The sequence below is a fragment of the Entomohabitans teleogrylli genome, from assembly GCF_001484765.1.
Lineage (GTDB): Bacteria > Pseudomonadota > Gammaproteobacteria > Enterobacterales > Enterobacteriaceae > Entomohabitans > Entomohabitans teleogrylli.
The window spans coordinates 1-11,915 of sequence record NZ_LLXO01000043.1 but is presented as its reverse complement, the minus strand read 5'-3'; the positions used below and the strand labels follow the sequence as shown (position 1 = coordinate 11,915).

At 54.2% G+C, this 11,915-nt stretch carries 6 protein-coding genes and 1 pseudogene; 6 read left to right on the top strand and 1 reads right to left on the bottom strand.

From position 1 onward, the window contains the following. The first annotated feature begins 2 nt into the window (after window positions 1-2). The 6 genes from AQ981_RS23770 (at window position 3) to AQ981_RS23745 (ending at window position 10,515) form a co-directional block, all read left to right on the top strand. On the top strand, window positions 3-2,678 hold the full coding sequence (locus AQ981_RS23770) for a hybrid sensor histidine kinase/response regulator (protein WP_058914246.1): 2,676 nt from the start codon (window positions 3-5) through the stop codon (window positions 2,676-2,678). Beyond that, window positions 2,668-4,869 carry a glycoside hydrolase family 2 protein gene (locus tag AQ981_RS23765; protein WP_058914245.1) on the top strand — a complete coding sequence of 734 codons (2,202 nt, stop codon included), beginning with the start codon at window positions 2,668-2,670 and terminating at the stop codon, window positions 4,867-4,869. Before AQ981_RS23770 ends, AQ981_RS23765 begins: the two co-directional genes overlap by 11 nt. 724 nt (window positions 4,870-5,593) lie before the next feature. Continuing rightward, window positions 5,594-6,139, top strand: coding sequence for a fimbrial protein (locus tag AQ981_RS23760; protein WP_058914244.1), 546 nt, complete (start codon window positions 5,594-5,596; stop codon window positions 6,137-6,139). Between the two features lie 66 nt (window positions 6,140-6,205). Beyond that, window positions 6,206-6,901, top strand: a complete 696-nt coding sequence (locus AQ981_RS23755) for a fimbria/pilus periplasmic chaperone (protein WP_058914243.1) — start codon at window positions 6,206-6,208, stop codon at window positions 6,899-6,901. A 43-nt stretch (window positions 6,902-6,944) separates the two neighbouring features. Next, window positions 6,945-9,446, top strand: coding sequence for a fimbria/pilus outer membrane usher protein (locus tag AQ981_RS23750; protein WP_058914242.1), 2,502 nt, complete (start codon window positions 6,945-6,947; stop codon window positions 9,444-9,446). Window positions 9,447-9,462: 16 nt separating this feature from the next. Then, window positions 9,463-10,515 carry a fimbrial protein gene (locus AQ981_RS23745; RefSeq protein ID WP_058914241.1) on the top strand — a complete coding sequence of 351 codons (1,053 nt, stop codon included), beginning with the start codon at window positions 9,463-9,465 and terminating at the stop codon, window positions 10,513-10,515. A gap of 1,020 nt (window positions 10,516-11,535) precedes the next feature. Here AQ981_RS23745 and AQ981_RS23735 read toward each other — a convergent pair. Then, a pseudogene (locus tag AQ981_RS23735) lies at window positions 11,536-11,915 on the bottom strand (iron-containing alcohol dehydrogenase); the annotation flags it as partial.

The window sequence follows — 11,915 nt, the reverse complement described above, 5'->3', positions numbered from 1 at the left end:
ACATGGGGGCTCCTTCTTGTTTCGATCTCAACGTACTGCCCTCAGCGGTAATGATTTACGATCCGGCCGAACGCCTGCTGGCATGGAATGACAAAGTGGTGTGGTTTTACCCGGTGATCGCCCCGTGGCTTGCCGTCGGCGCGTCCCTCGAAAGTCTTGCGGAGAAATTTATTGACGCGGGCTACAACATCGATCCTGGCCGACGCCAGCTCCTGCGTGAGGCAATAATTCGTAACTGCCGCCAGCCGGATCACCGTGAAGTCCGCCAGTCGGGTAAACGGCGCCTTTATGTTCAGCACCAGCGGCTAAGCGATGGCGGCATCATCAGCCTGCATACCGATATCACCGAGCTTGACGAGGCGCAGCGCTCACGCCACCAGTTGCACGACAACTTTTTGCTGACCGCAGAGTCTATTCAGATAGGCATATGGGACTGGGAGGTCTCCCGCGACAGCCTGCAAGTGAACGATACACTGCTGGCGATGGTGGGCCTGCCGCGCGTACAGCTACACTATCCGCTGCGCTTTCTGCTTAACCTGGTCCATGAAGAGGATCGCGCCACTTTGCGCCACGCGATGAGCGCCTCCAGGCAAGATCATATGCCGGTGTTTGAGTGCGAAATTCGTGTACAGCATCCGACGCAAGGCTGGCGCTGGATGTTGATCTCAGGACAAGTGGTGACCCTCAATATGCAGCAGCAGGCCGAACGGGTGATCGGCACCCTGCAGGATATTACCCGCCGCAAGGAGGCCGAACTGCTTGCCATCGAGGCGGCGAAAGTGGCCCGGGAGGCCAACGAGGCAAAAAGCGCCTTTCTGGCCAATATGAGCCACGAAATTCGTACCCCGATGAACGGTATCCTGGGTATGACTCAACTCTGTCTGGACACCCAGCTTAACCCCGAACAACGGGAATACCTTTCGCTGGTCATGAGTTCAGCCCAGTCGCTGCTGCATATCATCAATGACATCCTCGACTTCTCCCGCATTGAGTCGGGCAAGATGTCATTAGATGCAGAGCCGCTGGAGATCCGCCCCTTCGTCCAGGCGCTGATCCGCCCGCACATGCCCGCCGCCAGTGAAAAAGAGATTGAGCTGCTGGTGGACATCCCGCCAGGGGTGCCGGACGTGCTGATAGTCGACGGTCCCCGGTTGCGACAAATCCTCACCAATCTGCTGGGCAACGCCCTGAAGTTTACCCATCAGGGCGAGGTGCTGCTGGCCATTGAGCCTGCCGACGGTGAAGGGCAATGGCGTTTTCGCGTTCGCGACAGTGGCATCGGAATACCCGCGGAGAAGCAAAAGACCATCTTTGAGGCCTTTAGCCAGGCCGACAGTTCTACCACCCGCCGCTATGGGGGCACCGGCCTGGGGCTGACCATCTCGGCCCGCCTGGCCAGTCTGATGGGCGGCGAGCTGACGGTGCAGAGCGAGCCTGGCGTGGGTAGCGAATTTGCCTTTACTCTCCCCCTCGAGAGTCAGCAGGCGGTCTCCACAGTTGCCGCCCCTATGACCCACTTCAGCGGCCAAAAAGTACTGGTGGTGGATGACAACAGCACGAACCTGCGCCTGCTTGATACCATGCTTCGTCAGATGGGGCTGGCGCCGACCTGCGTCAACAACGCCAGCGAGGCGTTACGGCTGACTACCGGGAGCGAACGCTGGCCGTTATTCTTACTCGATGCGCAGATGCCGGATATGGACGGCATTTCACTCGCGCTTGAGCTTTCCGCCCTGCCGCAAACCGGGCAAAGCAACATCATCATGCTCAGTTCAATGAACCGCCATTTTGACGCCAGGATGCTTAAGCGCATCGGCATCGCCCACTATCTGCACAAACCCGTTGCCCAGCGTGAGCTGCACCAGGTCATCGCCAATGTTCTTGAATTTCTCCCCGCCGCGGTCCCTGCACCTGATCCCATCGTGACGACCACTGTGCCGCAGACCGAATTACGTATTCTGCTGGCCGAGGATAACCTGGTGAATCAGAAAGTCGCCAGACGCCTGCTGGAACGGCTCGGGCATCGTTGCGAAGTGGTAAACAATGGCCGTGAGGCCCTTGAACGCTGGAGGGAAAAACCCTGGGATCTCCTGCTGATTGACCTGCAAATGCCTGAGATGGATGGAGAAACCGCCATCCGCCTGGTGCGCGAAGAAACACGCGCGCAGGGGCGCGGCCACCAGCCAGCCATCGCGATGACCGCCCACGCCATGCAGGGCGACAGAGAGCGTTGCCTGGCGATGGGCTTCGATGGCTATATCGCCAAGCCGGTGAGCCAGGAGACTCTGAGCGAGGAAATAGCCCGCGTCCGCTTTGAGGGAAGTCAGGGCCTGCCGGACGAAGCGCGGCTATTAAAACAGTGCGCGGACGATCCCTTGCTGGTCGATGAGCTATTGGGGTTGTTCGGCCAGGGGCTTGACGGAGAAATGGCAGCCATACAACAAGCCATCGACAGCGACGATCGTGAGGCCCTGCGCCGGGCCGCGCATAAGCTTCGCGGCGAAGCGGTTACCCTTGGTTTTAGCGCCCTTGCAGAGCGACTCCAGCAGCTTGAGAGCCAGGCGCCATTGCTGGAACAAGCCGGGATTAGCGTTCTACAAGGCGAAGTTAGCGAGGAGGCAAGGCGCTGTGCTGCGTGGCTACGCCGCAGAACGCAGGAGGTAAAACATGATCCGTAGGCTTATTCTGCTACTGGTATTCAGCCCCCTGCTGGCACAGGCGAGCCAGCCGCTCACCTGGTCGCTGGCTGGAATGTGGCGCGTGCATGATGCTAACGACAGCGCATTCGACGGGGTTAATGCCCCAGAACACGGCTGGCGTGCGCTTCGGGTGCCTGCCAACTGGTACAGCGCCGGATACGATCATCAGGGCGCCCTGTGGTATCGGCATGAATTTACGCTTCCTGAGCGTGCGCCGAATACCATGGCGACCTTAGTTTTTGACGGCGTGGACTATTTTGCCGACGTCACACTCAATGGCAAAGCGCTGGCTCGTCATGAGGGCTATTTTCAGCGCTTCCCGGTGGATGTCAGCGACGCGCTGCGCCGCCATAATCGGCTCGCCGTTCGGGTAGACAGCCCCTATGAAGATCCTGAAAAAATCTGGCCGCTGCACAAAACGCTGGTGAAGGGGATACTTAACCAACACGACACCCGCCCCGGCGGCGCATGGTCGGTTCAGGGACAGGATGCCAATTCAGGAGGGATCTGGGCGCCGGTAAAGCTGCATCTGAGCCGCGGCGTAACGATAGATGACGTGATTCTGCGGCCTGACTGGCAGAAGGGGCTGAAAAACCCGGTTCTGCGGGCGGAAATCCGTTATCGGGCACTGGCGACCGGACCTGCCACTCTGCGCCTCTCAGCAATACCGGATAATTTCAACGGCCAGCGCTTTTATCAGGATTTCCCGGTCAATCTCGCGACAACGGACGGTAAGGTGCAAATCCTGAGCGTCACGCTGCCGATGGACGGCGCCAGGCTGTGGTGGCCGGTGGGTTATGGCAGGCCGAATCTCTACCGGGTACGCGTTTCCCTGGCGGATGACCAAGGGGTAATGGATACCGCCGCCACCCGCACAGGCCTGCGCAAGCTGGAAGAACAGGCGGACAACAAAGGCTGGCGGATCAACGACAGGCGGCTCTTTATCAAAGGCAGCAACTATATCGGTTCCCCGTGGCTCGGGACGATGACGCGGAAAAAATACCGCAGGGATTTCGAACTGGTGGAAGCGATGAACGCCAACGCGATCCGCGTTCACGGACACGTGGCAGGCCGCGCCCTTTATGAGGTGGCCGACGAGATGGGGTTGATGATCTGGCAGGATGTTCCCCTCCAGTGGGGCTACGACAACAGCGCTGCCTTTGCCGACAATGCGGTGCGTCAGACCCGTGAAATGGTTGAACAGTTCGGCAATTCCCCGGCCATTATCGTCTGGGGCGGACATAACGAGCCGCCCTGGAACTCCCCGTGGATGGAAAAGCGCTTCCCCGACTGGAATAAAACGTTAAACCAGGCTCTGACGAAGCGTGTGGGCGATGCGCTGGCGGAAGACACGTCGCGCATCGTGCATCGTTTTTCCGCCGTCGAGGAACACTATTGGGCCGGATGGTATTTTGGCACCATGCGCGATCTGCTCGCTCCCGCCAAAACCGGGATCATCACTGAATTTGGCGCCCAGGCCCTGCCGCGACTCTCGACACTGAAAACCATCGTACCCGCCCATCTGATATGGCCGAAGAGTACGGCGGCAGACGATCCCGGCTGGACGTACTGGAAATACCATAATTTCCAGCCTTTCCAGACCTTTAAATTTGCGAACATATCCCGCGGGAATAACATTCAGGAGATGATTGATAATACTCAGAAATATCAGGCAGATCTGGTCGCCATGGCGGCGGAAAGCTATCGCCGGCAGCGCTATCAGCCGGTGACCGCCCTTTTCCACTTTATGTTTGTCGAGACCTGGCCCTCGATCAACTGGGGCGTGGTGGATTATCTGCGTAAGCCGAAAGCGGGCTACTACGCGCTACAAAGGGCTTATCAGCCGATCCTGCCCTCCATTGAGCCCGTGACCGCCGTCTGGCGCCGGGGAAGCGAGGCGACGGTACGCCTGTGGGCGATCAACGATACCTGGTCAGCCTGCGAGGATTGCCGTCTGACGTGGCAGGTAAAGCAAAACGGGCGGACACTTGCTAAAGGCAATATAACGCGCACGCTTCCTGCCGATTCAGGCTGCCGGGTCAAGGAAATCACCATCACGCCCATCACCCGACATACAGTGACCATTGAATACCGCATTGAGAATGACGCCGGAAAAGCGGTGGGATACAACGTACGCCATGAGAGCGTAGAGGAACCCACCTCACGATAAATCTATTGTGCGAATTCTCACGTTAAGGCGCTCCGGGCCAAAGATACTCAGCTTATCTTCCACTTCCGGCACTCATCGGACTAAACGAAGCGCTGTCAGATCTGTTATGAGCGAAAAGCCTATGCTTTCTATTTTATTTCCCATGATCCGGTCCTGCGAAGGCAAGATCTTTTGACCTGGCCCTCTCATACCGATCCCGGACTACCGGTAACGCTAAGAGACATAAATGGCAATAAATTGAAAACATAAAGTTAATTTCTTGCTCACAACATAAACACTTCTTAAACGAAAAAGGCATTGAGATAAATCCACACCTGGTAAAACTCTGGATATTATCCCCTCAAACCCAGGAATCCTCTCCCCTTGCAATTATCACCATAACCATGCAAATCATACGGATATAGGAAAAATCACAAAAAAATAATCGCCCATGACGATCTTTTCACAACATTTTGATTCAATATTTCTATCAAGTCACGGCAATTGATCGCTTTTGACGTTCAATCCCTGTTGCGTAATAATGGCGCCGCGCTATTGAAAATATACCTGATTATATTTATTTACCACCAATCATTATATTTTCCGTAGCCTCATAACTTATACTTCATGCATCCTGCCCTGTCTCAGGGATGGTATTTTATTTATGCCATCACCACAGGATTATGTCTCTATATTGGCATTATCCAGGAATGCGGAATTAATTTTAGTAAATGGAGCTTTTATTATGAAGGTTAATCGTCATCTCCTGGCTACAGCTATGGCATTTACATTGGTATCCGGTAGCGCTGTTGCCGATACCGGAACTATTAACTTTAGCGGCCTGATTACCGGTACAACCTGTAATGTTGATATTAGCGGTAGTGGCGCTAATGCCACCGTAACATTACCTACGGTATCTGCAGATTCATTAAACGGCGCCACCAAAACGAATGGTAAAACCCGTTTCACACTGGGCCTGAGCGGATGCACTACCGGCCTGACCTCCGCAAAAGCCTATTTTTCTGGTGGAAACACCGTTGATAATGCGACAGGACGATTGAAAAACACAGATAACACCGGTGCCGATTTTGTCAGCCTACAACTTCGCGATGGTTCGAACGACTCGGTCATCGTCGTGGGCGATGCCTCTCAGCATACCACCACTACGGGCTATGTAGATATTTCCTCCGGAAATGCGACCCTGCCATATTTTGTTGAATATTATGCTGAAGGCGTAGCGACCGCTGGCCTTGTTGCATCACAGGTAACTTACAACCTGATTTATAAATAACAAGACGGGAGGGGATATTAATTCCCTCCCGGTTATTTTACATATCAACATGGATGTCCAGACAACATGTTTAAATCAGCATATATTGCCTGTATTACGGCGCTACTTTTCTTTTTTCCAGCTCAAGCCAGCGTAGTGATAAATGGCACCAGGGTTGTATATTTATCCGATGCCAGAGAGTTAACCGTCCAGTTGACTAATAATGGCAAGCAGCCAGTATTAGTTCAAAGCTGGCTGGATCTCGGGGATGCCAGTGCAACGCCTGACGCAATAACAACGCCATTTATTTTGACCCCGCCAATCAACCGACTTGATGCCGGCAAGGGACAATCTCTGCGTATCACAGCCACCGGCACATCCGCACTACCGCAGGATCGGGAATCGCTTTTCTGGCTCAATGTTCTCGAAATTCCCGGCCGCCCCGGCAGTGAAATGAAAGGGGAAAATTACCTGCAACTGGCCATTCGCTCACGCATAAAATTTTTCTGGCGCCCGGCAGTGTTGAAGGATGGCGCAGTCCAGGCTCCCCTGGCGCTGACATGGTCTGACACCCCACAGGGGCTGAAAGCCGACAACCCCACACCTTATTACGTGTCCCTTACTTCCATCGCCTTCGCCGGGAAAATGGTCGATTTAGATATGATTTCGCCGCTCAGCAGCCAGACCTTCAGCGAGGTAAAAGCCGCCCGAGGCAGCATTATTCAGGTCGCATGGATTGATGATTACGGCGCCATTCGCTCGCAAAGCTTTACCGTGAAGTGAGCCATTTCATTTTACTCTTTTTGCCCCTCCAGGAGAGATGCTAATGCAGGGATTTGCGCTGTCCGGAAGAATGACGTTACTGTCCGTTTCGCTGTTCTCCACGTTGTACTGCAATGTTCAGGCTGAAGAGCCGGCTGAAGTCAGCTTTGACGCCTCCTTTTTGCGCCTGGGTAACGGCGCTATGCCCGACCTGACGCGCTTCACGTATGGCGCAAGTCTGGCCCCGGGCCTTCACCGCCTCAGAGTGTTATTTAACCATCAACCGGCGGTAAATCAGGATATTCACTTTATCGCTGGCAATGACAATCGCACCGTTCCCTGCCTGTCGCCTGAACTATTGAAACAGTTGCCTCTTCGCCATGACAGGCTTCCGGATAGCGCATTTTCCGGTAGTGCGGATGCCTGCGCCGATCTACCAGCGCTGATCCCCGGGGCCGCGGTAACGACGGATAGCAATACGCAAACGCTGAGCATTACAGTACCGCAGGTTTATGAAAACCGTAACGCCCGGGATACCGTTCCTCCAGCGCTGTGGGACAGCGGTGTTCCGGCAGCGATACTGGGCTATAACGTCAATGCTTACAGTAGTGAGAGCCATGGCTACAACCACAATAGCCTGTATACCGGCATTAATGGCGGCATCAATATCGGCAGTTGGTACCTACGCCATAACGGTACCTGGAGTCGGAATAATCACAACGGTAGCCATTACCAGACACAGAATACCTACCTGCAACGTGATATACCGGCGCTGAAGGGGCGTATTTCCCTCGGCCAGGTCAACACCTCGGGTCAGTTGTTCGATACCCTGCCGCTCTCCGGCTTCAGGGTGGAAAGCGACGAACGGATGGAGCCGCTCTCACGACGTGGTTATGCCCCGGAAATACGCGGGATTGCCCGGACCAGCGCCCGGGTAACCGTCCGGCAGAACGGCAGTCTGATTTATGAAACCACCGTCAGTCCCGGGGCTTTTGTCATTGATGACCTCTATCCCACCGGTTACGGCGGCGATCTGGATGTCACTATCCACGAAGCGGACGGTAGCGAGCAACATTTTCAGGTGCCGTACGCCTCTGTCACGCAGTTACTGCGCCCGGGCCAGTCGCGCTATGAACTGTCGATCGGCGAGCTCAATAACCGCACGCTGCACAGCGACCCGGCGCTGTGGCAGGGGACGTGGCAGCAGGGGTTAACTAACTGGCTGACAGTGTATGGCGGGATTCAGGGTAGCGACCGCTACCGGGCCGGCCAGGGCGGCGCGGGGGTGGCCACGCCGCTGGGCGCGATCAGCGCCGATATCACTCACGCGCGCACGGAACTCGGCAATACCTGGCGCGGGGAAGAAACGCGCAGCGGGGAAAGTTATCGATTTAGCTACAGCAAAAATATCAGCGAAACGCGCAGCAACTTCGCGCTGGCAGCCTACCGTTTCTCAACCCGTGGCTATATGGACTATTTGACCGCCATGCAAACCCGGGAAGCATTCGCCCGCGGCCAGGACGGCAACGCGATCCGCCGCAACAAAAGCCGCTATACGCTCACGGCCACGCAAGGGTTACCGACCGGCTGGGGAGAGTTTTATCTCAGTTCATCCGTCCAGAACTACTGGAACGCTGTCGGTACTGACAAACAGTACCAGTTTGGCTACACCAACAGTCTGAACAACATCAGTTACGGCGTGAACGCCGGGCGCAGTCGGAGCGCCTGGGGTCAGGCACAGGACACCATCTCCGTTAACCTGAGTTTTCCGCTGGGGACAACCCGCAATGCCCCCACGGGTCAAGTCAGCTATGACCGCACTCGTCACGGCGGCCACAGCCTGAGAACCGGCATCAGCGGCTCCGCTGGCGAAGAACTGCGTCTGAGCTACGGCCTGTCGGGAACGACAAGCAGTGATGACACAGGTAGCAGCGCGGCGGCGAATGTGCAGTACCGGGCTGACATCGCTTCGCTGAATGCCTCGCTGAGTAGCGGACGGCATTACCACAGCGTCTCCGGCGGGATAAGTGGAACCGTCATCGGCCACGGCGGCGGCCTGACCCTCTCCCCTTACCAGGGCGATACCTTCGCGCTTGTGGAAGCAAAAGGGGCGGAAGGCGCCAGAGTGAGCGGTTACAGCGGTATCCGGATTGATGGCCGGGGTTATGCCGCTGTGCCATACCTGAGCCCCTATCAGTTCAACGACATCCGAATCGATCCGCAGGGAACCGCTTCCGGCGTGGAACTGGATAACACGTCGCAAAAAGTGGCGCCGCTTGACGGCGCAGTGGTGAAAGTCAGCTATCACACCCGTAGGGGATACCCTCTGCTGATTACCGTCACCGGAACAACTCGCCCGCTACCGTTTGGAAGCGAAGTGTATGACGCCGCTGGTCAGGTAGTGGGCTATGTGGGCCAGGGAGGTCTGATCTTTGCGCGCGTTGAACAGGTCAGCGGAGTACTGAACGTCAGCACTGACGGGAAGCAATGCCTGCTGCCTTACGCTCTGGCGAACACCGATTCGGGGGTTGCGGAAGAGTTCGCCCTCGGTTGCGAATACCAGTAAAGAAATGGATTACATCATGATCACAATTGCAAAAAAATACCGCGTACTGACCGGGATACTGCTGGGGCTGGCTTTCTACCTGTCAGGCGCATTCCAGGTCCAGGCAGCCTGTACGGTGACAGAGACGGTTCCCGCATTACAAACGTATCCGATCCCATTCAACAGAATTTTCCCCAATGTTCACAATAATAATACGTTATTACACGTTGACAGATTCATAAATACGGGTGCCGTACGATGCAGCTCAGGAACGATCTACTTTGTTGTGAAAGTGGAAAGCACACTGGGAACAACGGGCACTTTTATCGGAAACTCTCCGGTTTACAAAACCAATATTGATGGCCTCGGCGTATATTTTGACATGGTGCAATCGAACGGAATGGCTATCGGTTCAACCATATCCTCAGGGAGTGTTTCTCATCTGCCTAATACCGGAATGCATCTGGTTAAATTAACAAACACAACAATCGGCGGGGTATTAGATGCATCCACATTCCCCGTTCTTAGCTTTTATGCCACGGAATCCAGCAGCGGCGCATTTAACAGCAGCGCAGTACAGTTAACTAAAGCTGCCGCGAGCGGAGTGATTACTTATATGGTTCCCAGTTGCAGCGCCGGAGATAAAGATGTATGGCTTGGTGAACATGCCGCCAGCTCTTTTACAGGGTCTTCAACTACAGACTGGGTAGATGCAGGTCTCGTTCTGACCTGCGATATGGCATTTGGTAACACCTACAGCAGTCAAACGGAGTCATACATAACGGGTAATTTAACCTCCACAACCAGAGCCGATAATCTCTACTCTGTGTCACTGGATGCAGTGAATGGTTTTATAGACAGTACCCGCGGCATAATGGCGCTGGATAACGGCGGGGCCACCGGTATTGGCATTCAGATTTCCAGAACGCAGTCCGAACAGTCCTGGTCTTCCCTGTCATGGATAGCTGAAAACCAGGCTGGCGCCAACACGATTAAAATTCCGCTCTATGCGCGCTATATTCAGACCAACAGCACTGTAACCAGCGGGCAGGCTAACAGCAAACTGATTTACACCGTTCAGTATAAATAATACGCGTTAAACAACATCCCCGGCTTTTATTATCCACCATGACTCTGGCTGATGATAATAAAATCCCGGGAATCTTAAGACATACAGCAGAAATAACTATACCAATGCATATGGATTTATACAGATTTGAAAAGGAAACAATGCATACCGTATCGATAAAAAATGACATTGCTCTGATTAGCGATGATTATTTCTTTTGCCTTGGCGCGACTGAACATCTCGATTCACTGAACATAAGATGCTATTCATACTCACATCGATCGCTGTCCACTCACATATTTAGAAAAATTAGCCATATCCAAAAGGTGATTATCGAGGTAAGAAGACCCAGAGATATCGTCGTTGTGAATAAATTTATATGCCGCGGTTATGAGGTATTATTGTTGATAGATACGGGGTTATGTAATTTAAAATCAAACAAGATATTCATTTCCAAGAAGAGTCCCTTCGACAGAATAATCGATGTATTGCTCAAAAAAAGACGATCGCAGCACCCCGAACCTTCGGTAAGAGATGCGAAAATACTAAGCTGGTGGCACAGAGGAGTATCTGTTCACGAAATCGCTGACAGGTTGAGCATCAGCAAGACTAACATTTATAAACTGAAAAGCGACGTCGTTAAAGGATATGGTTTTCATCGCTGTCATCCGGTGGCGGAGTACTTTTCATTTCTTCTTCTTAGCTTATCTCAATACAGAAAGGGGTATCAGCCAGCGACACGAGTCCGGATCCAACAAACTTAACGGCCGCAGCGTTCTGGTATCTGGCAAGTGCGGTTAGCGCTTAATATTGCCATTCCATACCCGGCTCAGGTTTCCCCTGCTGCATCACTGGATGGAATTTACCAGTGAAAAATCATTGACCTGGCGGGACTGGAATAGGCTGGCGCGGCCGGATTTCAGTCAGCTATGGCTGGAGTGACAGAGCGAATAGAGTTCCATTTCATACTTCCCTTGCCGCTACCTGCCGGTGGATCAGGGCCGCAGGAATAGCAGCCCTGATTCTTTACGCTGGCGGCATTTACTCGTGAAATGTTTTGCCGTAATAACTGCAGATTAAGATCTCTTTCAGCTCAGAAATCAACGGATAGCGCGGATTCGCCCCGGTGCACTGATCGTCAAACGCATCATTGGCGAGCTTATCAATGGCTCTCAGGAAGTCGGCTTCCTGTACGCCCGCTTCGCGGATGGACTTCGGAATACCCAGTTCCGCTTTCAGCGTATCCAGCCATGCCAGCAGTTTCTCTATCTTCGCGGCAGTGCGGTCGCCCGGGGCGCTCAGACCCAGATGGTCGGCGATCTCCGCGTAACGGCGACGCGCCTGAGGGCGGTCATACTGGCTGAAGGCCGTTTGCCTGGTTGGGTTATCGTTGGCGTTATAGCGGATAACGTTACCAATCA